The 20,272-nt window shown below is 67.9% G+C and carries 20 protein-coding genes; 11 read left to right on the forward strand and 9 right to left on the reverse strand.

Features of this window, described 5'->3' with window-relative positions; translation table 11 throughout:
* Nucleotides 1–3: 3 nt before the first annotated feature.
* Genes ACQY76_RS19715 through ACQY76_RS19725 form a run of 3 tightly spaced genes read right to left on the reverse strand, consistent with a single transcriptional unit; the run spans nt 4 to nt 2,135 of the window.
* Entirely contained in the window at nt 4–789 is a 786-nt protein-coding gene (locus ACQY76_RS19715; protein ID WP_428030384.1) for an aspartate dehydrogenase, read from the reverse strand.
* Between the two features lie 4 nt (nt 790–793).
* The gene (locus tag ACQY76_RS19720) at nt 794–1,546 is read right to left on the reverse strand and encodes an SDR family oxidoreductase (protein WP_428030385.1); all 753 of its coding nucleotides are present in this window, start codon (nt 1,544–1,546) and stop codon (nt 794–796) included.
* 46 nt (nt 1,547–1,592) lie between these two features.
* Nucleotides 1,593–2,135, reverse strand: a complete 543-nt coding sequence (locus tag ACQY76_RS19725) for a cupin domain-containing protein (protein ID WP_428030386.1) — start codon at nt 2,133–2,135, stop codon at nt 1,593–1,595.
* A 168-nt stretch (nt 2,136–2,303) separates the two neighbouring features.
* On the opposite strand from ACQY76_RS19725, the gene ACQY76_RS19730 reads away from it, so the two are divergent.
* The 7 genes from ACQY76_RS19730 (at nt 2,304) to ACQY76_RS19760 (ending at nt 8,538) form a co-directional block, all read left to right on the forward strand.
* Entirely contained in the window at nt 2,304–2,978 is a 675-nt protein-coding gene (locus ACQY76_RS19730) for a GntR family transcriptional regulator (RefSeq protein ID WP_428030387.1), read from the forward strand.
* A gap of 73 nt (nt 2,979–3,051) precedes the next feature.
* Nucleotides 3,052–4,158, forward strand: a complete 1,107-nt coding sequence (locus ACQY76_RS19735; protein ID WP_428030388.1) for a branched-chain amino acid ABC transporter substrate-binding protein — start codon at nt 3,052–3,054, stop codon at nt 4,156–4,158.
* Nucleotides 4,159–4,304: 146 nt separating this feature from the next.
* Nucleotides 4,305–5,246, forward strand: a complete 942-nt coding sequence (locus tag ACQY76_RS19740; RefSeq protein ID WP_428030389.1) for a branched-chain amino acid ABC transporter permease — start codon at nt 4,305–4,307, stop codon at nt 5,244–5,246.
* Nucleotides 5,247–5,331: 85 nt separating this feature from the next.
* Nucleotides 5,332–6,270, forward strand: coding sequence for a branched-chain amino acid ABC transporter permease (locus ACQY76_RS19745; RefSeq protein WP_428030390.1), 939 nt, complete (start codon nt 5,332–5,334; stop codon nt 6,268–6,270).
* The gene (locus ACQY76_RS19750; protein WP_428030391.1) at nt 6,264–7,103 is read left to right on the forward strand and encodes an ABC transporter ATP-binding protein; all 840 of its coding nucleotides are present in this window, start codon (nt 6,264–6,266) and stop codon (nt 7,101–7,103) included. The genes ACQY76_RS19745 and ACQY76_RS19750 overlap by 7 nt, the downstream gene beginning before the upstream one ends.
* Complete coding sequence (locus tag ACQY76_RS19755; RefSeq protein ID WP_428030392.1) at nt 7,075–7,755, forward strand: ABC transporter ATP-binding protein; 681 nt, start codon at nt 7,075–7,077, stop codon at nt 7,753–7,755. The genes ACQY76_RS19750 and ACQY76_RS19755 overlap by 29 nt, the downstream gene beginning before the upstream one ends.
* Before the next feature lie 12 nt (nt 7,756–7,767).
* A complete protein-coding gene (locus ACQY76_RS19760) occupies nt 7,768–8,538 on the forward strand; it encodes an SDR family NAD(P)-dependent oxidoreductase (protein WP_428030393.1) in 771 nt (256 codons plus the stop codon).
* Nucleotides 8,539–8,544: 6 nt separating this feature from the next.
* Here ACQY76_RS19760 and ACQY76_RS19765 read toward each other — a convergent pair whose 3' ends face one another.
* Together ACQY76_RS19765 and ACQY76_RS19770 are read right to left on the reverse strand one after the other, a co-directional pair.
* Nucleotides 8,545–9,204, reverse strand: coding sequence for an HAD family hydrolase (locus tag ACQY76_RS19765; protein WP_428030394.1), 660 nt, complete (start codon nt 9,202–9,204; stop codon nt 8,545–8,547).
* A gap of 33 nt (nt 9,205–9,237) precedes the next feature.
* Complete coding sequence (locus tag ACQY76_RS19770; protein WP_428030395.1) at nt 9,238–9,495, reverse strand: hypothetical protein; 258 nt, start codon at nt 9,493–9,495, stop codon at nt 9,238–9,240.
* A 306-nt stretch (nt 9,496–9,801) separates the two neighbouring features.
* Between ACQY76_RS19770 and ACQY76_RS19775 the strand changes: the two genes are divergently transcribed.
* From ACQY76_RS19775 to ACQY76_RS19790, 4 genes are all read left to right on the forward strand, one after another.
* A complete protein-coding gene (locus ACQY76_RS19775; protein ID WP_428033066.1) occupies nt 9,802–11,604 on the forward strand; it encodes a methanol/ethanol family PQQ-dependent dehydrogenase in 1,803 nt (600 codons plus the stop codon).
* 180 nt (nt 11,605–11,784) lie between these two features.
* Entirely contained in the window at nt 11,785–13,491 is a 1,707-nt protein-coding gene (locus tag ACQY76_RS19780; protein ID WP_428030396.1) for a uracil-xanthine permease family protein, read from the forward strand.
* 157 nt (nt 13,492–13,648) lie between these two features.
* Nucleotides 13,649–13,981, forward strand: coding sequence for an STAS domain-containing protein (locus tag ACQY76_RS19785; protein ID WP_428030397.1), 333 nt, complete (start codon nt 13,649–13,651; stop codon nt 13,979–13,981).
* 29 nt (nt 13,982–14,010) lie between these two features.
* Nucleotides 14,011–14,451 (forward strand): ATP-binding protein, encoded by a 441-nt coding sequence (locus ACQY76_RS19790; RefSeq protein WP_428030398.1) that lies wholly within the window; start codon nt 14,011–14,013, stop codon nt 14,449–14,451.
* On the opposite strand, the gene ACQY76_RS19795 is transcribed toward ACQY76_RS19790, so the two are convergent.
* The 4 genes from ACQY76_RS19795 to ACQY76_RS19810 all read right to left on the reverse strand — a co-directional run bounded on the left by ACQY76_RS19795 (nt 14,448) and on the right by ACQY76_RS19810 (nt 20,055).
* Nucleotides 14,448–16,043 (reverse strand): Na+/Picotransporter, encoded by a 1,596-nt coding sequence (locus ACQY76_RS19795; protein ID WP_428030399.1) that lies wholly within the window; start codon nt 16,041–16,043, stop codon nt 14,448–14,450. The two genes, ACQY76_RS19790 and ACQY76_RS19795, sit on opposite strands and share 4 nt — an antisense overlap.
* A 144-nt stretch (nt 16,044–16,187) precedes the next feature.
* On the reverse strand, nt 16,188–16,559 hold the full coding sequence (locus tag ACQY76_RS19800) for a response regulator (protein WP_428030400.1): 372 nt from the start codon (nt 16,557–16,559) through the stop codon (nt 16,188–16,190).
* 9 nt (nt 16,560–16,568) lie between these two features.
* The gene (locus ACQY76_RS19805) at nt 16,569–18,860 is read right to left on the reverse strand and encodes a response regulator (RefSeq protein WP_428030401.1); all 2,292 of its coding nucleotides are present in this window, start codon (nt 18,858–18,860) and stop codon (nt 16,569–16,571) included.
* A gap of 16 nt (nt 18,861–18,876) precedes the next feature.
* The gene (locus tag ACQY76_RS19810) at nt 18,877–20,055 is read right to left on the reverse strand and encodes a PP2C family protein-serine/threonine phosphatase (RefSeq protein ID WP_428030402.1); all 1,179 of its coding nucleotides are present in this window, start codon (nt 20,053–20,055) and stop codon (nt 18,877–18,879) included.
* Nucleotides 20,056–20,272: the final 217 nt, after the last annotated feature.

A 20,272-nucleotide genomic window follows, 5' to 3' on the forward strand; every position in this document is an offset into this window, starting at 1 on the left:
CTCTCAGATGACCAGGGAAGCGAAATGGCGCCGCACCGCCTGGGCGAGGCTGAGCGCGGTAACCGCCGACGTCTTGGGGTTGTCGGGCGAAGGCAGATTGGCAAAGCGCAGCGTAGCGGTACCCGCCGGGCTCTCGACCTCGATCTCGTGCGTGTTGCCGCCGACCGCCGGGTCGGCAATCACCTGCACGCTGAGCCGCGCCTGGCCGGCGGCCAGCGCCACCGCGAGCCCGGCATTGAGGTTGCGCGGGTAGCGACGGGCCGCCTCGGCCGCGCTGCCCTCGAACAAGACGACCGCCGAGGCAAGGCGATCCGGCGCGTGGCCGAGCGCCGCCAGCTCGGCGCTCCACGCGGCGGGCGGCTTGCGGGAAATATAGCGCACCGTGGCGCCCTCCATTCCCGCGACGGCGGCGAGATAGTCGAGCCCGCCAATGGCGCCGGCCGGCACGATGAGCCGGGCGCCGCTCGCCTGCGCGGCCCCGGTGAGCCGCTGCAGCAGGTCATCATCCGCCAGCGCCCCTGTGGAGGCGATGACGAGGCTGATGCCGGCGTTCAGCAGCAAAGGTCCGTAATGGGCGACGGCGCTCTGGCCGGCGGCCTCGACGACCAGCGCCGGCCGGGCGGCAATCAGCGCCTCCACATCGGGCAAGGCGCGGAGCGTCGAGGGAAGCTGCGCCGCATCGTGCGTCAGCACGGCAAGGCGATAGGCGGGATCGCGGCCGAGATCGGCGGCCAGCGCCTGGCCGATGGCGCCGAAACCGATGAGAGCGATGTCCCGCGCGGCGCCCATCACCTCACCAGGCCGACATGCCGCCATCGACGGTGAACATGGCACCGGTGGCGAAGGAGGCTTCATCCGAGGCCAGCCAGAGGATGGCGTTGGCAATCTCCACCGGCTGCGCCCAGCGATTGATCGGCGAGCGCGCCTTGAGCTTGGCCTTGAAGGTCTCGGGGTCGGGATGGCCGGCGACCATCCTGTCGAAATAGCTCGACCAGGTGACGCCCGGCGCGACGCAGTTCACCCGGATGTTCTGCTCGGCATGGTCGAGCGCCATCGCCTTGGTCAGCGCCGCGACACCACCCTTGGAGGCGACATAGGCGGCGCGGTCGAAGATGCCGACGGACGCCACGTTGGAGGCCGTATTGACGATGGTGCCGCCGCCCTGCGCCGCCATGACCGGGATCGCGTGCTTGCAGCACAGGAAGACGCCCTTGAGATTGACCGCCATCAGCGCATCCCACGCCTCCTCCTCGGTATTTACAACCGTGCCGGGGATGCCGTAGCCAGCATTGTTGGCGAGGATGTCGAGCCGGCCGAAGCGCTCAACCGCAGTTTCCACCATGCGCTTCACGTCGTCGCTGCGGCTGACGTCGACGGCTATGGCGGCGGCATTCGGGCCGAGGCGTTCAGCGACCTGCGCGGCCCCCTCGCCGTTACGGTCCGCCAGAAGGACGCGGGCACCTTCCCGCACGAACAGTTCGGCCGCCGATTCACCGATGCCGGCGGCAGAGCCAGTGATGATGGCGACCTTGTCTTTGAGACGCATGGATTCCTCGATCGTCGGGAAGGGCACGAACGCACGGGGCGCCGGCTCAGGGCTGGCGCTGGTCGTCCGGCTGCGCCGCAAATACGGTGTCGCGTTCGATCTGCAGCACGTTCTCGGGCCGCGGGAACGGCTCGGGCGTGGGCTCGCCGGGATGGCGGGGACGGCCGATCAGGCGGAAGAAATCCTCCAGCCCGTTCGGCACGATCAACCAGGTCCAGAGGATGTCCTCGGTGCCCTCGTTGATGAACATGTGGCGGCGGTTGCGGCCGATGAAGAAGGCGGAGCCGGGCTGCATCTCGTGGCTGACGCCGTCGACCACGGCACGTCCCTTGCCACGGATCACGAAGATGACTTCCTCGTTCCGGTCATGGGCATGCTCGCGCACATAGCCACCCGGCGGCACGGTCTGGGTTCCGAAGCCGATGGGGAACTCCATCGGCACCAGATGCGGAGCGAAGATCACGTCGATATGGCCATTGGCCGGCACCGGCTGCCAGTAGCTGACCTCCTCGCCGGGCTGTTTCACGAGCACATCGCCGAGATGGGAGGCGGCGTGCGTCTGGGCCGATGGGCCCGCCTGTTCCGACATGAGTCTGCTCCGCTCGTCAGAGAGAGGATTGAATACAATATTCAGCCTAGCCACACAGAAAGGAGAATTAAAGATGAAAAAATAGGCATATATACCGCACACATGCCTAATAAATGTTCTTGTTGATCCTCATCAATTGAATATCGTATTCAATATGGAGCTAATGGAATGGTCGTGAAAATCGGTCGCCAGTCGCTGACGGACCAAATCGTCACGGAATTGCGGCGCCAGATCATCATGGGTCAGTTGCCCGAGGGCGCGCCGCTGCGCCAGGAGAAGCTGGCCGCCGAGCTGGGGGTATCCCGCGTCCCGTTGCGCGAGGCGATCCGCCAGTTGGAGGCAGAGGGCCTCGTCGTCTCGGAGCTGCACAAAGGCACGGTGGTGTCCTCGCTGTCGCTGGAGGAGATCGAGGAACTGTTCGAGATCCGTGCGCGCATGGAGACCTGGCTGTTCGAGGTGGCCATCCCGCGCCTCACGGAAGAGGATTTTGCCCTTGCCGAGGCCGTCACCGACGAGGCGATGGCGAGCGGCAGCGTGGAGAACTGGGGCGAACTGAACTGGCGTTTCCACGAGACGCTCTATCGCCCCAGCGGTCATCTGATCGCGCTCAAGCTGCTGCGCACGGTGCATGACAACGCCAATCGCTACGTGAACCTGCAGATCGCGGTCGCGGAAGACGTGGACCGCGAGCTTGCCGACCACCGCGCGCTTATCGCCTTCGCCCGGCTCGGCGACATCCGCCGGGCCGTAGACACGCTGCGGGCGCACATCCAGCGCGTCTCGCGCAACCTCATCGCGTCGCTGGCCGAGGGTCGGCTCGGAAAGGCGCGCGACATCGCTTGACGACCAGGCTGCCGGCGCGTGTTGGCACCCTGCGAAACGGTCCGGAACGGACCCCAGAGAGAAGGGAACTGACATGCGTATCAAGAGCATACTCTACGCTGCCGTGGCCGTGGCCGCGCTGACGGGTGCGGCGCGGGCCGACATTCTCATCGGAACGGCCGGTCCCACCACCAATGCCGAGGCGCTGTTCGGCACCACCTGGCAGAACGGCATGGAACTCGCCGTGCGCCAGGCCAATGCGGCCGGCGGCGTTCACGGCCAGAAGCTGGTTCTGGTGCGCGACGATGATGGCGGCGACCCCAAGCAGGGCACGCTGATCGCGCAGAAGCATTGCGACGAGACCGGCATGCTCGCCGTCGTCGCCAATTTCAACAGCGGCGTGACCATCCCCTCCTCGGACGTCTACAACCGCTGCGGCATGCCGCAGGTGACCAACGCCTCGAACCCGAAGGTCACCAAGGCCGGCTACAAGAACCTGTTCCGGCCCATCGCCAACGATCTCTCGCAGGGCTCGGCCCCGGCCGATTACGCGCTCGCCAAGCTCGGCGCCAAGAAGGCCGCCGTCGTGCACGACAAGCAGGCCTTCGGCCAGGGCGTCGCCGAAGTGTTCCGCGAGAACTTCACCAAGGGCGGCGGCACCATCACCTCCTTCTCCGGCATCGCCCAGACCGACGTCGATTTCAGCGCCCTGCTCTCCACCATTCGCGCCGAAAATCCGGACGTGATCTATTTCGGCGGCGTCATGCCGGCGGTCGGCCTGTTCGTGAAGCAGGCCCGCGAGCTCGGCATCAAGGCGACCTTCTTCGCCGCCGACAGCGCCTTCACCCCGGACTTCATCGCCGGTGCGGGCGCCGCGTCGGAGGGTTCGGTCGTCTCCTTCCAGGCCCCGCCCTACGATTCCTCGCCGGCCCTGCAGAAGTTCGCGACCGACTACAAGGCGGCGTTCGGTGAAGATCCCGGCCCGTACTCGGCCTATGGCTTCGTCGAAGCCAGCATCATCATCAAGGCGATGGAGAAGGCGCCGACCCCGCTCACCCGCGCCGGCATCGCCTCCGAGATCGCCAAGAGCGACTTTGACGGCCTCGTCGGCCATGTCGCCTTCACCCCGGCAGGCGAGTTGCAGAAGCCCTTCCTGTTCCTCTACGCGGTCAAGGACGGCAAGTTCGCGCTCGTCCAGTAAGGACGCGCCGGCCCGTCAAGCCGTTTTGCTTCACCGGACGGCCCCCCTCCCGTCGTGAAGCCTCCTGGTCCGGCGCTGGCGCGCCCCTCGCGTCGCGCCGGACCCTTTTCCGCCCGCCACCGCAAGCATCGGAATGAAAGTCTCACATGGGCGCCCTCATTCTCCAGCAGGCGATCAACGCCCTCACCGTCGGGTCGATCTACGCGCTCATCGCGCTCGGCTACACGATGGTCTACGGCGTGCTTCGGCTCATCAATTTCGCCCATAGCGAGCTGTTCACGGCCGGCGCCTTCATCGGCCTCGCCCTCGCCGGCGCGCTCGGCATTGCCGGCCATCCCACGGGCGGGTTGCTCGTGGGCCTGATTACCTTCGTGCTCGTCGGCCTCGCCGGCGTGAGCGTGGAGATTGTCGCCTACCGCCCGCTGCGCGGCACCTCGCGCCTTGCGCCGATGCTCTCGGCGCTCGGCATGGCGGTGGTGATCCAGAACGCCGTGATGCTGATCGGCGGCCGCCGGCCGATGATCTACCCCTCCTTCCTGCCGTCGGGCGCCATCGACGTTTTCGGCGCCGTCGTCAGCTACAAGCAGATCACCATCTTCGTCGTCGCCGTGGTGCTGATGATCGCGCTCGAACTGTTCGTGAACCGCACCAATCTGGGCGTGCGCATCCGCGCCGTGGCCGAGAATGCCGAGACCGCCTCGCTCGTCGGCATCAACCCGAACATGGCGATCTCGCTCATCTTCTTCATCGGGCCCGGTCTCGGCGCTGTCGCCGGCATCCTCTATTCATCCTTCTACGGCGTGGCGACCTTCACCATGGGCTTCGTCATCGGCATGAAGGCGTTCACCGCCGCCATTCTCGGCGGCATCGGTTCGATCCCCGGCGCGGTGCTCGGCGGGTTCCTGCTCGGCGCCATCGAAACCTTCGGCACGGCCTGGATGCCGGTGCTCACCGGCGGCGTCATCGGCACGGAATATCGCGACATCTTCGCCTTCTCCGTCCTCGTCCTGATCCTGCTGTTCCGCCCCGCCGGCCTGCTCGGCGAGCATGTCAGCGAAGAAACCAGGGTGTACAAGAGTGACTTCTGACGCACCGAAGACAGGGGGCGCGACGGCCGGCGCGCAACGCGCCGCCCCTGCCCGCGCGATGCGGGTCTGGCCGGGAGCGCTGGCCATGGCACTGGTGCCGGTGCTCGCGCTGATTGCCGGGCAGTTCCTGCCGGCCTATCCGCTTCGCATCCTCGACATGATCCTGCTCTACGCCATTCTCGGCCTGGGGCTGAACATCATCGTCGGCTATGCCGGGCTGCTCGACCTCGGCTATGTCGCCTTCTACGCCATCGGCGCCTATTCCTGGGCGCTGCTCGCCTCCGGCCAGTTCGATATCCACCTGCCCTTCGCGCTGGTGCTGCTGATCGGCGCGAGCCTGGCGGGCATCGCCGGCATCCTGCTGGGCATCCCGGTGCTGCGGCTGCGCGGCGACTATCTCGCCATCGTCACGCTCGGCTTCGGCGAGATCATCCGCGTGCTGATGAACAATCTCGATGGCGTGACCAACGGTCCGCAGGGCATCGCCCGCATCGACGAGGCGCACCTGTTCGGCTGGACGCTGAGTACGCCGCAGGATTTCCTCTATCTGCTCGTGGCCATGCTGGTCGTCGTCTTCCTGTTCGTCTGGCGTATCCAGGAGAGCGCGCTCGGCACCGCCTTGTCGGCGGTGCGCGAGGACCAGGACGCGGCGCGCGGCTGCGGCATCGACACCACGCGGGTGAAGCTCGTCGCCTTCGCCTTCAGCGCTTTCGTCGGCGGCGGGTGCGGCGTGGTTTTCGCCGCCATGCAGCGTTTCGTCAGCCCGGAGAGCTTCACCTTCTGGGAGTCGCTGATCATCGTGCTGGTGATCGTCATCGGCGGCCTCGGCAACCCGTTCGGCGCGCTGCTCGGCGCAACGCTGCTGATCCTCATTCCCGAGCTGCTGCGCGCCTATGCCGACTATCGGCTGCTGCTCTACGGGATGGCGCTGGTCATCATCATCCTCGCCCGTCCGCGCGGCATCATCAGCCGCTCGTTCGGCCCGACTTGGCTCATGCGACGGCTGGGAGGCGGCAAATGCTGACCTTCGACCGCGTCACCAAGCAGTTCGGTGCGCTGAAGGCGATCGACGACGTCTCCTTCGAGGTGAAGCCCGGCATCATCACTGCGGTGATCGGGCCCAACGGCGCCGGCAAGTCCACCCTCGTCAACATGGCGGCCGGCTCCTATGGCGTCAGTTCCGGCCGGATAATGGTCGATGGCGTGGAGCTGCAGCGGCTGCCCAAGCACCGCATCGCCCATGCCGGGCTGGCGCGGACCTACCAGAACATCCGCCTGTTCGACGCCATGAGCGTGCTGAAGAACCTTGAGGTGGCGCTCGTCCCGCCACGCATCGGCCGGCTGGTCGCCGATACGTTCGGCCTTACGCCCCGGGCGGCGGCCGAGGAACGGCGCGCCCGCTGCCACGCGGTGCTTGAGCGCCTCGGCCTCGCCGGCCATGCGGAGCGGCCGGCGGGAAGCCTTGCCTATGGCCAGCAGAAGCTGGTCGAACTGGCGCGCGCCGTTGTCGCCGGGCCGCGCGTGCTGCTGCTCGACGAGCCCGCCGCCGGGCTCAACCATGGCGAGACCGAGCAGCTCAAGCAGCACATTCTCGACCTGCGCGCGCCCGACCTCGCCATGGTGCTGATCGAGCACGACATGAAGCTCATCATGTCCATCTCCGACACCATCGTGGTGATGAATCGCGGGCACGTGCTCGCGCAGGGCACCGCCGCCGAAATCCGGGCCAACATCGAAGTGCAGGAGGCGTATCTTGGCCAGCCAGGAGCCATCAAGGACATCGAGGCCGCTGCTCGCGGTCGACGCAATCGAGTCCGGATACGGGAGGGTGAAGGTCTTACATGGCATCAGCCTTGAGGTCCTGCCCGGCGAGATCGTCTGCCTGATCGGCCCCAATGGCGCCGGCAAGACCACGCTGCTGCGCACCATCAGCGGGCTGAACCGCGCCACGCGCGGCACCATCCGCTTCAAGGGCGAGGACGTCGTCGGGCTGAAGCCGCACCAGATGGTCCGGCGCGGCATCGGCCATTGCCCGGAAGGGCGGCGGGTGTTCCAGCTCTCGGTCGAGGAGAACCTGATCACCGGCTACATTGCCGGCCGCGGCAAGAGCTTCGCCGAGCTGCGCGACGAGGTGTACGCGCTGTTCCCCATCCTCGGCGAGCGGCGCCACCAGTCGGCAGGCCGGCTCTCGGGCGGCCAGCAGCAGATGGTGGCCATCGGTCGCGCGCTGATGGGAAGCCCCGAGCTTCTCCTGCTCGACGAGCCCTCGCTCGGCCTCGCGCCGATCATCATCCACCAGATCTTCGAAATCGTGCTGAAGCTCGCCGAGAGCGGCGTGTCGATCATCCTCGTCGAGCAGAACATCGACCTGTCCTTCGAGGTGGCCGATTTCGTCTACGCGCTGGAGCACGGCGCGCTGCAATGCTCGGGACCCGCCGCGAAGATGGCGGCCGATCCCCGCATCAAGGACATCTATCTGCCGGGCCTCGACAGCCACGGCGCGCACTGAGGCGGGAAGCACATGTACAATCTCGACGGGCGCGTCGCCCTCGTCACCGGCGGGGCGGTCGGCATCGGCCGCGGCATCGCCACCCGCCTCGCGCAGGAGGGCTGCGACGTGGCCATTCTCGATCTCGATCTCGCCGGCGCGCAGGAGACCGCCGCTCTGGTGCAGGCGTCCGGCCGCCGCGCGCTGGCCCTCGCCGTCGACGTCGCCGACCACGCCTCGGTGACGGCAGCGGTGGCGCAGGTGAAGGCCACGCTCGGGCCGATCGACATCGCCGTGAACAATGCCGCCATCACCGCGGTCGGCAAGGTGGTGGACATCGATGTGGAGGCGTGGCGGCGGGTGTTCGCCATCAACACCGACAGCGTGTTTCACGTGGCCAAGGCGGTGCTGCCGGACATGATCGCGCGCGGCGCCGGGCGCATCGTCAACATCGCCTCGTGGTTCGGCAAGATCGGCAAACCGAACTACGCCGCCTACTCCGCCTCGAAGGCGGCGGTGATCGTGTTCACCCAGTCGCTCGCCGCCGAAGTTGCCCCGCTCGGCATTACTGTCAACGCCGTCTGCCCCGGCTCGATCGTCGGCACAAGGATGCGTGAGGACGCCGACCGGATGTCGCGCGAGCAGGGCCTGCCCACCGCCAAGGAGCGCGAGCACCTCATCCCGATCGGCCGCGTCGGCGGGCCCGACGACATCGCCCGCGTTGTCGCCTTCCTCGCCTCCGACGAGTCCTCCTACATGACCGGGCAGGCGATCAACGTCACCGGCGGCCTGTGGATGAACTGACCGCGCTTATCGCGCGAGGAGAGCGGGAAAGCCCGACAGATCGGCGAGCCGCGGCACGTCGGGCGGAAAGAAATCCGGTGCGCCCTCCGCCACGATGGCGATGAAGGGGATGCCGAGGTCGCGCGCCGCCTCGAACTCGGTGGTGGAATCGCCCACCGCCAGCGCTTCTTCCGGCGCGAGGCCCTCGACATCGAGGATGCGGCGGAATTCCTCCCGCTTGTGCTTGGGCGCGCCGGCGACCGACGCGAAGAACGGTGTGAGATCGCGTTGCGCCACCACCGCGATCAGTTCGTCTTCCGGCATGCCGGATACGAGATGCAGCGCATGCCCGCCGTGCAGAGCCCGCAGGGCCTCCCGCGCGCCCGGGATGAAAGGCACCTCCCGCATGGCAGTCTCGATGAAGGCGGCGAAACGTCCGCACAGCTTATCGAGCGACGCCGCGTCGGCCGGCCGGCCGAAAAGACTGCGCTCGAAAATGGCGAACTTGTCGCGGCGCCCGATGCCGCCATGCCGCTGCTGGTAATCGACGACGGCGGCAATCTTGCCGGCGTCCTCACCCGCATAGCAGTGGGCGAAGGCCTGCGTCTTCACGCCGGCGGAATCGAGGATGACGCCGTCAAAGTCGAAGATGACCGCTTTGATCGGCGTTTCGGGAAGTGCTGCCATCACGTCCACCGCGGCCTGGCTGCGCCCATCGCCTCAGCGCGGGGTCTGGATAACCGGCGGGGCGTTGCAGGGGGCGGTGACGCAGCTGGGGAACGGGTTGTTCTCCCGGGTGACCGGCGGCGGCTGCGGCGCGGGCTGGTAGGTCGCGGGCGGAGGGCCGGCGCGCTTGGGGATCGGGGTCGTCGCCCCGGGATTGGCAAGCGCGGGATTGCCCGAATACTGCGCGAAGGCGGCGCCCGGCGCGAGGGCGAGTCCCAGTGCGAGAAAAATGGCGAACCGTGTGACGGGCATGGTCAACTCCACTATCGGGCAAGGCACGCCCCCACTGCATAACGCCGCCGGCGCCGCATGGATCGCTCCCGAGCAATATTTTGATTTAGACGAAAAGATCGGACATCTGCCAGCAATTCTCGGCTACCGGAAAGGATGGCCCGAGGCCACCGGCGGCCTCCGCTGCTCCGCACCGCTTGCGCTTCCGCTGCGGCCGCGTGGTATCGGTCGCGGATGCCGCGCCGCCTCACACCGGACCGAAACCTCGCCTGCGAGATGAATGTGACCGCCACCTCCCCGTTCCCGGCGCGGCTTCGGGCCGCCGCACTGCTGGTCGCCGCCCTTATCGCCACCCTAAGCGGCGGCACGCCGGCCGCCCGCGCCCAGGACGACCTGCCCGCCCGCCTCGCCGATCCCGCCCAGCAGGCCATCCAGACGCTGGACTACGCCAATACGCGCTACTCCCGGCTCGACCAGATCGACACCGGCAATGTCGGCCAGCTGCAGGTGGCGTGGACCTTCTCCACCGGCGTGCTGCGCGGCCATGAGGGCAGCCCGCTGGTGATCGATGGGGTGATGTATGTGCACACCCCCTTCCCCAATGTCGTCTACGCGCTCGATCTCGACCATGACGGGCGCATCCTGTGGAAATACGAGCCCCGGCAGGCGGCCGACACGGCGGCCATCATGTGCTGCGACCTCGTCAATCGCGGCCTCGCCTATGCCGACGGCCTGGTGTTCCTCGCCCAGGCCGACACGAATGTCGTCGCCCTCGACGCCAAGACCGGAGCTGTGCGCTGGAAAGTGGCGAATGGCGATCCGCGCAAGGGCGAATCCAACACCGCCACGGTGATGCCGGTGAAGGACAAGCTGCTCGTCGGCATCGCCGGGGCGGAATTCGGCGTGCGCGGGCATATCAGCGCCTACCGCATCGCGGACGGCACGCTGGCCTGGCGGGCCTATTCCACCGGTCCGGACGCCGACATGCGTATCGACCCGGCCACGACCACCGAGCTGGGACGTCCCGTCGGCGCCGATTCCTCGCTGAAAAGCTGGGAGGGCGCGCAGTGGCAGGTCGGCGGCGGCGCACCCTGGGGCTGGTTTGCCTACGACCCCGCGCTGAACCTCGTCTATTACGGCACCGCCAACCCCGGCACCTGGAACCCCTCCCAGCGGCCGGGCGACAATAAATGGTCCAACGCCATCTTCGCCCGCGACGTCGACACCGGCCTCGCCCGCTGGGTCTACCAGATGACCCCGCATGACGAATGGGACTATGACGGCGTCAACGAGATGATCCTCACCGACCAGCGCGTCGACGGCCGCACCCGCCCTCTCCTCACCCATTTCGACCGCAACGGCTTCGCCTACACGCTGGACCGTGCAACGGGCGACCTGCTGGTGGCGGAAAAATTCGCGCCCGGCGTGAACTGGGCCACCGGCATCGACATGGACAGGGCGAGCCCCGACTTCGGCCGCCCGGTGCGAGATCCGAAATATGGCACGCAGGCCGAGGGCGAGGACGTCACCTATGCCGGCATCTGCCCCGCTGCCATCGGCGCCAAGAACCAGCAGCCGGCGGCGTTCTCCCCCCAGACGCAGCTCTTCTATGTGCCGGTGAGCACGTTGTGCATGGATTATGAGCCGTTCCACGTCGACTACGCGGTCGGCCAGCCCTATGTCGGCGCGACGCTGAACATGTACCCCGCTCCCGGCGGCGACGGGCGCACCGGGCGCTTCATCGCCTGGGATAATCTCGCGGGGCGCACGGCCTGGTCGCTGCCGGAGACCTTTTCGGTCTGGTCCGGGGCACTGGCCACCGCGGGCGGCGTCGTGTTCTACGGCACGCTGGAAGGCTGGCTGAAGGCGGTGGACGCCCGCACGGCCAAGGAACTGTACCGCTTCAAGACGCCCTCCGGCATCGTCGGCAATGTGATGACCTACGCCCATCGCGGCCGGCAATATGTCGCCGTGCTGTCCGGCGTTGGCGGCTGGGCCGGCATCGGCCTTGCCGCCGGCCTTGCCGATCCCAATGCCGGCTCAGGCGCCGGCGACGCCTATGCGGCGCTCTCAAGCTACACCGCGCTCGGCGGCCAGCTCACCGTCTTCGCGCTGCCGGAAACACCGTGAGCGCGTGGCGCCGCGCTCCACGATGAGAGCGGCCAAAAGATAAACTCTCGGTGATCTTGCCCGGCCTTGAGCGAAATTCCATAGTCGCGCGACGGATTCTCCCTCGGCGACCACGCCGGGCGGCGGCGTCGTTCTCTTCCCCGACGGCGCAGCCGCCGCCGCTTCTCCAAGGCCCCGCCCATGCCGCGCAAGCCGTCGAACATCCTGTACTCGGCAGATGAGAAGCCGCCCCTCGTCACGACGATCATTCTCGGCCTCCAGCACGCGACGCTGGCCCTGCTGTTCATCGTCTACCCGCTGGTAGCCGCTACCGAGGCGGGCCTGTCCTTCGACGACACGCAGATCTTCATCACCAGTTGCATCATCTTCATGGGCATCGCGACGCTGCTGGAGTGCCTGCCCAAGCCCGGCGCGGGCATGCTGCTGGTGCAGATTCCCAACATGGCGCACCTGCCGCTGGCGGTGCAGTCGCTCGCGGCGGGCGGGCCGGCGCTCTATGCCGGCATGAGCCTGATTGCGGCCATCTCCCAGCTCACCCTGGCCCGCTTCATCGGCGTGCTGCGGGCGGTGTTTCCGCCCGAGATCTGCGGCGTCGCCGTCACCATGCTGGGCGTGGCGCTGGCAGAGCCGGCGCTGCGGCGAGCCTTCGGCCTGGCGGCGGAAATCGGCCCGGAAATCGACGGTCGCTTTCCGATGGTCAGCCTGCTGACGCTGCTCATCATCATTTCGCTGGCGATCTTCTCGCGCGGCATGCTGCGCCTGTTCGCGGTCGCCATCGGCGCCGGCGCCGGCTGGTGCCTCGCCGCCTATGTCGGGGTGGCGCCGCAGCCGGCCGCGAGCTTCGCTATCCTGCCCTATGTCGACCTGCCGCGCCTCGGCTTTCCCGGGCTCAGCTTCTTTTCCTGGGCGCTGATCCCCGCCGCCATCATCACCGGCGTCGTCTCGGCGGTGGACATGCTGAGCACGGTGGTGTCGATGCAGCGCATGGACGACGCCGACTGGCGCCGCGCCGACCTCGAACAGTCCGGGCGGGCGATTCGCGCCAACACCTTTGCCGACATGGGCGCCGCCGTCACCGGCGGCTTCGCCAGCGCCTCCTCCTCGGCCGCCATCGGCGTCGCCTTCGCCACCGGCAACACGGCGTGGCGCGTCGGCGCCATCTCCGGCATCATCATGGTGCTCGCCGCCTTCTCGCCCCGGCTTATCGGCGCGCTCACCATCATCCCCTCACCGGTGATCGGCGCCATCCTCATCTACGCCGCCGCCTTCCTCATCGTCGCCGGCATGGAGCTCATCCTCTCCCGCCGCCTCAGCGACCGGCGCATCTTCACGGTCGGCCTGGCGATCCTTACCGGCCTCGCCGTGGCGATCCTGCCGGAGCTGGTCCACACGACGCCGGACTGGATGCAGCCGATCCTCGAATCACCGCTCTCCGTTTCGACGGCGGTCGCCATCGTGCTGAACCTCATTTTCCGCATCGGCATCCGCCAGGAAGCCTCGCGAATCGTTACCAACGAGGAGAACCCGTTCGCGGTGTCGACCGAGTTCCTCGAACTTCAGGGCGATCTGTGGGGCGCGCGGCGCGACGTCGTTGCCGTCGCCATCCCGGTGGTCGCGGAGGGCGTGGAAATGCTGCTCGACACGGAAGTGGCGCAGCAGCAGCTCGAAATACGGGCGCATTTCGACGAGAACAATTTCGACGTCAGCCTGATCTACGAGGGCGAGCCGATCACCATCCCCACGCAGCGCCCCTCGCCGGAGGACCTTCTGGGCGACCAGCATGCGGTGGCGCGCTTCGTCGGCTACATGCTGAGCAAGCGGGCCGACCGGCTCGTCCTCGGCCAGGACGGCACGCGGCAGAAGCTCACCCTGCGCTTCGAGCACTGATGCGGCCCCGCGCGGCCGGGGCGGCGAAGCCTTGCGCGTGCTTGCACGCCCCCGGCTTTGCCGATAATCCTGCTGCACCTTTGCGCGTGTGGGCTGGCGGGCGCCCGGGAGCGCGGCCACCCGATGCCGCACCTAAACCGATGTCTGGAGCCAGGCCTTGATACATATTGACCGCATCGTCGAGGGCACGATCGTCGTCACCGCCGTCAAGGGGCGGCTCGACAGCAGCTCCTCGCCGAAGCTGGAGGAGTTCCTCGCCGGAGCACCGAACGAGGGTTCCATCCTGCTCGACTTCGCCGAACTGACCTATATCAGCTCCGCCGGGCTGCGCGTGGTGCTCAAGGCCACCAAGCTGGTCCGCAGCTCGGGCGGCACGCTGGCGGTGTGCGGGCTCATTCCGCAGGTGCACGAAGTGTTCGACGTCAGCGGCTTCTCGTCGCTCATCCCCATCCACCCCACCCGCCAGGCCGCCCTCGCCACCATGGCCTGACGTTACGACCTCCTCGACGGAGCGGGCGGATGACCGACATTGAGCTCGACCTCCGCCTGCCCAATGATCTGGCGCGGCTGGACGACCTCTCCGCGCGGATCGAGGCGTTCGTCGAGGAAGCCGGGATCGCCCCGACCCCGGCCTACCGGCTCCAGCTTGCCGTGGACGAGTTCTTCAACAACGCAGTGGATTACGGCTATCCCGACGGGCGGGCCGGCGAGATCGCCGTCCAGGTGCGGCGGTTGGGAAAACGGCTTGAGCTGATCTTCGCCGACGATGGCGATCCGTTCGACCCCCTGGCCGCCCCGGCGCCCGACCTCGACGGCTCCGTGGAGGAGCGGCGCATCGGCGGGCTCGGCGTCTATCTCGTGCGTACCCTGTGCGACAGCTTCGCCTATGTGCGCGAGGAGGGCCGAAACGTGAAGCGCCTGACCTTCTCGCTGGAAGCCCCTAACCCCTCCGGAACCTAGCCGGCGTTCTGCGCCCGGCGCGCCTGCGTCAGGCCGTTCACCAGCCGGCGCGCCAGCCAGACGATGCGCTCGAACAGCACCGTCATGCGGAACAGCGCGTTCTGTTCCGCCGGCGACAGGTCGTTCTGCGACGACAGGCGCTGGCGCAGATCCTCCATCAGCCGGTCGCGATGGCCGAGCAGAGCGAGAACGAGTTCCGGCTCCTCCGCCGCGAGGCTCTCCGCGTGGTCGGCGACGGCGCCGAGCAGCAGGTGCAGCGCCTCGTTCAGCCGCTGGGCGGTGGGAACGGTGCGGGCGGCCGCCGCTTCATGGGCGTAATCGGCCAATGCCTCATGTAGCGCGCCGGTGTTGTTCGCCGCATCGTCGAGCAACAGCGCGATCGCCACCTGGTCGCGGGCCGGGTGCGCGTCGAGCAGCGAGGCGAGATATCCGCGCACGGTTTCCGTCAGCGTGGCGCCGGCGGTGCGCAGAACCAGCGCCGAGGGGGCGCTGGCGTCACCCTCCTCGCGCACATGTTCCAGCATCAGCGGCAGGCGGGCGCTGAGGCGCGCCACCTCGCGCATCGACAGGTCCAGCGCCGCCTCGGTGTCGCTCAGGGCCTCGCGCATCAGGAAAGCGGGCTGGGAGAGGGTCTCCGCCGCATTCATCGGCATCAGGTGGGCGACGATGCGCCGGGTGGGCCCTTCCAGCAGGGCGGAGATGAGCGCGCCGCCGATCTGCGCCGCCAGGAAGATCAGCGCCAGTTCGGCACCGACATCATGATTCTGCGGTTCCAGCAGCCACGCCAGCAGGTCGGGCCGCCAGGCGGCGAAGACGGCCAGCGCCATGAGCAGCAGCGAGCCGCCGCCCTTCTGCACCACCTGCAGGGCGAAGACGACCCGGCCCGGACGCGTTTCGCCAGGGATCAGCACGGCGTTGTTGATCATCGCCGCCGCATTGGCACCGGCGACCAGAGGCAGCGCCGCGCCAAAATCCAGCAGCCCGCCGCCCACCGCCGCCACCGCCAGCGCCGCCGCGACCGAGGAGGACTGTGCCGCCACCGAGAAGCCGGCGCCGATCAGCGCCAGCAGCCAGGGATTGTCGACCGCCATCTCCCACCAGGGATCGCCCAGCAGCGCGGCCCGCATCGGCTCCACCGCCACGGAGACCAGATGCATGCCGAACAGCAGCAGCCCCGCCCCGAGCGCCGCCTCCAGCACGTGGCGCATGCGGTCGCCGCGGGCGAGGCGAAAATACGTCATGAAGCCGACCACGCCGATGACGAGGCCGGCTACGGTCGAGGTGTCGATGGCGACGATCAGCGGCAGCAGCGAGGTGCCGACATTCGACCAGTTCGGCGCCATCAGCGCCGGCCCGTCGGTGAGGACGCCGCCGCGCACGAAGGACACGACGATCCACGACACCGCCGTCGAGCTCTGGGTGATCATGCCGGCCAGCGTGCCGCTGATGGCGGCGCTCACATTGCCGCGCAGCGCCCGGGCGAAGGCGGCGCGCGCCCGCCGCCCGACCAGCGGCACGAGATTGGCGGACAGCCCGCGTACGCCGATGAAAAAGAGCCCCAGCCCGCAGAACATGAGCGCGATGGTCGCCATACGCCGATTACTCTCTTGTCCGGAACATCATGAAACGAGCGGTCGCGGCAGCCGCCGAAGGGCCGGGCCGCCCGCGGCGCGCCATGCGGGTCGCGCGCCGTTATGGAACCGTCGCATGACGAAGGGGTGACGGCCGGCAGCGCCTCATTCCGGCAGGCCGAGCCGCGCCTTGATCTTGCCGAGCAGACGCGGCAGCTCGACCGGCTTGGTGTCGAAATCGTCGCATCCCGCCGCCATGGCCTGCTCGCGGTCGCTCGCCATGGCATGGGCGGTGAGCGCGATGACCGGGATGGAGGCCGTCTCGGGGTGCGCTTTCACCTGCCGCGTGGCCTCCCAGCCGTCCAGCACGGGCAGGCTCATATCCATCAGGATCAGCGCCGGCTTCTCGGAGAGGGCGAGGTCCACGCCCTCCTGCCCGTTCACCGCGATCACCACCTCGAAGCCGTTGCGCGACAGGCGGCGCGAGAGCATGTCGCGGTTCATCTCATTGTCCTCGACGAGAAGAATCTTCGTCATCGCGCCCTCTCAATGGCCGTGGCTGGCGACATGGGCGAGTGCCGCCCCGAGCGAACCGATCGGCTGCGCGCCCTTGCTCAGGATCAGCAGCGTGTTGCGCGCCAGGAAGTCGCGCTCCTCCTCGGTCAGTTCCTTGGCGGTGAGCACGACGATGGGCAGATCGGCAAATTTCGGCAGCGCCCGCACCTTGGTGAGAAAGGCGAAGCCGTCCATCTTCGGCATCATCAGGTCGAGCAGCACGAGCGCCGGCAGGGGGTGAGCCTCCAGCCAGTCCAGCGCGTCCTCGCCGTTTTCCGCCTCGGCCACCGAGAGGCCGGCGCCTTCGATGGTGGCGCGCATGATGGTGCGCACCTCCGGGTCGTCGTCGATGACGAACACCACTCCATCCTCATTGCCCGGCGCGAATTTATGGATCAGCGCGATCAGGCGCTGCCGGTCGATCGGCTTGGTCATGTATTCCGAGGCGCCGAGCGAAAAGCCGAGATTCCGGTCGTCGACGATGGTGAGCATGATGACGGGAATATGCGCCAGCGCCGGCTCAGACTTCATGATGCCGAGCACCGACCAGCCGTCGATCTTCGGCATCATCACGTCCAGCGTGACGATATCGGGCGGCTCCTTGCGCATGATGTTGAGCGCCTCGACGCCGTCGCGGGCGTGGCGCAGCACGTAGCCCTCCTTGCCGAGCGTCGCCGACAGCACGTCGTGCACCGCCGGGTCGTCGTCCACGACCAGCACGGTGATGGCGCCCGGCTGGGCCGGCGCGCCGGGATCGAGGATCTCGATGTCGTCGGGATCCGTGCTTGCCACCCGCGCCTCGACGGGCAGCTCGATGGTGAAGGTCGAGCCCTTGCCCGGCTCGCTGGCCACCGCGATGGTGCCGCCCAGCATCGCGGCGAAGTGCTTGGTGATGGTGAGGCCGAGCCCGGTGCCGCCGAAATTGCGCGTGGTCGAGGAATCCGCCTGGGTGAACGCCTGGAACAGGCGGCCCATCTGTTCCTCGCTCATGCCGATGCCGCTGTCGCAGACATCGAAGCGCACCGCCTCGCTGCCATCGGGCAACTCGTCGCGGGCGATGCGCAGCGTCACCGTGCCGTCCTTGGTGAACTTTGCAGCGTTGCTCAGCAGGTTGATCAGGCTCTGCTTCAGCTTGGTGACGTCGGTGCGCAGCGTGCCGATCTCGATGGGGCAGTCGATGACGAATTGGTTGCCATTCTTCTGCATCATCGGGCCGACAATGGTCTTCACCTCGTCAACCATACGGTTGAGGAACACCTGCTCCAGATACACGTCCATGCGGCCGGCCTCGATCTTGGACAAATCGAGGATGTCGTTGATCAGCCCCAGCAGGTGCTTGCCCGCCGCCTGGATCTTGTCGAGGTCGCCCACCAGCCCAGTGTCGCCGGCGTCGGCGGCGTCTTCGGAAAGGATCTCGCTGTAGCCGATGATGGCGTTGAGCGGCGTGCGCAGCTCATGGCTCATATTGGCGAGGAACGCCGATTTCACCCGGCTGGCGGATTCCGCCGCCTCCTTGGCCTCGCGCAGCTGCTGCTCCATGCGCACCCGGTCGCTGATGTCGACAAAGGTGGCGATCACCGCCGGCTGGCCGCGAAAGTCCATCCGCTCGTGCGAGACCATGGTGCAGATGGTCGAGCCGTTGACATGCGGCAGGTTGAATTCCTGCCGCTCGCTAGAAGGCGTGGCGAGGATGTCCGCCAGTTCCTGCCCGCGCGCCGGATCGGCGAACAGGTCGCGCAGCGCGCAGCCCACCAGCGAGCCGGCATCCCGCCCGATCAGCCGCCCGAAGCAGCCATTGGAATGGCGCAATACATGGCCTGCCACATCCATGATGACGAGGCCGATCGGCGAGGCGGTATCGATCGCCCGGAGCTGCTCCTCGTCCTCGCGCAGCTTCATCTCGGCCAGCTTGCGCTCGGTGATGTCGGTGTAGATGGCAATGAAGCCGCCGCCCGGCACCGGATCGCGCCGCACTTCGAGGATGGTGCCGTCGGGCCGGGTGCGCTCGAAGCGGTGCGGCGTCTCCAGCTGGGCGAGGCGCTGGGCCAGCGCGGTCTCGACATCGACCTCGCCGAACTCGCCGCGCGCACCGAGATAGCGGATGTAGTCGGAGAACGTGTGCTCGGTGCCGAGGAACTCCTCCGGCATGTCGAGATAATCGCGGAACAGCTGGTTCCACGTCACGAGACGATGCTTTGCGTCGTACATGGCGACGCCTTGCGACATGTTCTCCAGCGTCGCGCGCAGCAATGTCGCCTCGCTCACCCACTCGTCCTCGGTCATCCGTTTCCTCGTCCCCTCAGGCCGCGCCGGGCGGATCCAGCGTCAGCAGCAGCGCCGCCATGTCGTCAAAGGCCGGCAGGCCGGCCTCGAAAGCCCGCACCCCGGCCGCGAGGCGGGGCAGCGGCACCTTTTCCTCGCCGAGCGCGGCGAGGAAGTCGCCGACCCTCTCCTCGCCATAGAGGTCGCCGGCCTGATCATGCGCCTCGGTCAGCCCGTCGGTCACCACCAGCAGCCGCTCGCCGGGGGCGAGGGTGATCGAGGCGGCGCGATAGACGAAATCCTCCACCACGCCCAGCGCCGGCCCGCCGGCGGCGGTGAGCCGCGACACGGTGCCGTCGACGGCGCGCAGATAGGGCGGCACATGGCCGGCGCGGACATAGGCGAGCGTGCCGGTGGGCACGTCGAGCACCGCCAGCAGCAGCGTCACGAACATGCAGGAGGTGTTGCCGCGCGCCAGCGCGTCGTTCACCAGCCCCGCCGCCCGCGCCGGATCGCCGAACAGCTCGGCCGCGTCCGGCCGGGTGCCGAGCGAGCGGAACATGGAATGGGTGCGCGCCATCATCAGCGCCGCGCCCGCCCCCTTGTCGGAGACGTCGCCGATCACCGCCACCATCCTGGCGTCGCCGACGGGGAAATAGTCCACCAGGTCGCCGCCGACCTCCTTGGCCGGCTCCAGCAGCACGTCGATTGTGAGGCCGCGTCCACCGAACACGCCGGCGAAGGGCGGCGGCACCAGCGCGAGCTGCAGGGTGCGCGCCTCCGCCAGCTCCGCCTGCTTGCGCTTCAGCTCGTCCCTTGTGCGATCGCGCAGGCCCTTCTTCTCCAGCGTTGCGAGCACGCGGGCGCGCAGCAGCGTCGGGTTGAACGGCTTGAAGATGAAATCATCGGCGCCGAGCTCGATACAGCGCACCACCGGCTCGATCTCGTTGAGTGCCGAGACCACGATGACCGGCAGATCGTTGATCCGCCCGTCGGCGCGCAGCCGGTCGAGCACGCCGAATCCGTCCAGCTCCGGCATCATGATGTCGAGCAGCACGAGGTCGTAGGGTTTCTGGTCGATGGCCGCGAGCGCCTCTATGCCGTTGGCCGCCTCGTCGATATGGCTGAAGCCCAGACGCTTCAGCCGGCGCATCAGCAGGTCGCGGTTCTCGGCGACATCGTCGACCACCAGAATCGCCGCGTTCTGGTCCGTCATGATCGCGCTTCCACCGAATTGCTCGCCGATATTCGCCCGACGCGGGCACGCGCGGACTATCCACACATTGACCGCCCTTAGCAACGCCGTGCAGGGCGGCCTTCCGCGTCAATCATTGCGTCCTTTTCCATGTCCTGCGGCGCCCCCTATTCGGGTAGGGTGGCATCGGCCACCCGCTGGACGATGAAGGTGAAACGCTCATGGCGGAGACGTCGCG

This window comes from Ancylobacter sp. (assembly GCF_965279025.1).
In the GTDB taxonomy this organism is placed as follows: Bacteria; Pseudomonadota; Alphaproteobacteria; order Rhizobiales; family Xanthobacteraceae; genus Ancylobacter.

Coding starts and splice junctions, on each gene's coding strand:
- ACQY76_RS19715 (WP_428030384.1), bottom strand. CDS start 789: ATGGGCGCCGCGCGGGACATCGCTCTCATCGGTTTCGGCGCCATCGGC.
- ACQY76_RS19720 (WP_428030385.1), bottom strand. CDS start 1,546: ATGCGTCTCAAAGACAAGGTCGCCATCATCACTGGCTCTGCCGCCGGC.
- ACQY76_RS19725 (WP_428030386.1), bottom strand. CDS start 2,135: ATGTCGGAACAGGCGGGCCCATCGGCCCAGACGCACGCCGCCTCCCAT.
- ACQY76_RS19730 (WP_428030387.1), top strand. CDS start 2,304: ATGGTCGTGAAAATCGGTCGCCAGTCGCTGACGGACCAAATCGTCACG.
- ACQY76_RS19735 (WP_428030388.1), top strand. CDS start 3,052: ATGCGTATCAAGAGCATACTCTACGCTGCCGTGGCCGTGGCCGCGCTG.
- ACQY76_RS19740 (WP_428030389.1), top strand. CDS start 4,305: ATGGGCGCCCTCATTCTCCAGCAGGCGATCAACGCCCTCACCGTCGGG.
- ACQY76_RS19745 (WP_428030390.1), top strand. CDS start 5,332: ATGGCACTGGTGCCGGTGCTCGCGCTGATTGCCGGGCAGTTCCTGCCG.
- ACQY76_RS19750 (WP_428030391.1), top strand. CDS start 6,264: ATGCTGACCTTCGACCGCGTCACCAAGCAGTTCGGTGCGCTGAAGGCG.
- ACQY76_RS19760 (WP_428030393.1), top strand. CDS start 7,768: ATGTACAATCTCGACGGGCGCGTCGCCCTCGTCACCGGCGGGGCGGTC.
- ACQY76_RS19765 (WP_428030394.1), bottom strand. CDS start 9,204: ATGGCAGCACTTCCCGAAACGCCGATCAAAGCGGTCATCTTCGACTTT.
- ACQY76_RS19770 (WP_428030395.1), bottom strand. CDS start 9,495: ATGCCCGTCACACGGTTCGCCATTTTTCTCGCACTGGGACTCGCCCTC.
- ACQY76_RS19780 (WP_428030396.1), top strand. CDS start 11,785: ATGCCGCGCAAGCCGTCGAACATCCTGTACTCGGCAGATGAGAAGCCG.
- ACQY76_RS19790 (WP_428030398.1), top strand. CDS start 14,011: ATGACCGACATTGAGCTCGACCTCCGCCTGCCCAATGATCTGGCGCGG.
- ACQY76_RS19795 (WP_428030399.1), bottom strand. CDS start 16,043: ATGGCGACCATCGCGCTCATGTTCTGCGGGCTGGGGCTCTTTTTCATC.
- ACQY76_RS19800 (WP_428030400.1), bottom strand. CDS start 16,559: ATGACGAAGATTCTTCTCGTCGAGGACAATGAGATGAACCGCGACATG.
- ACQY76_RS19805 (WP_428030401.1), bottom strand. CDS start 18,860: ATGACCGAGGACGAGTGGGTGAGCGAGGCGACATTGCTGCGCGCGACG.
- ACQY76_RS19810 (WP_428030402.1), bottom strand. CDS start 20,055: ATGACGGACCAGAACGCGGCGATTCTGGTGGTCGACGATGTCGCCGAG.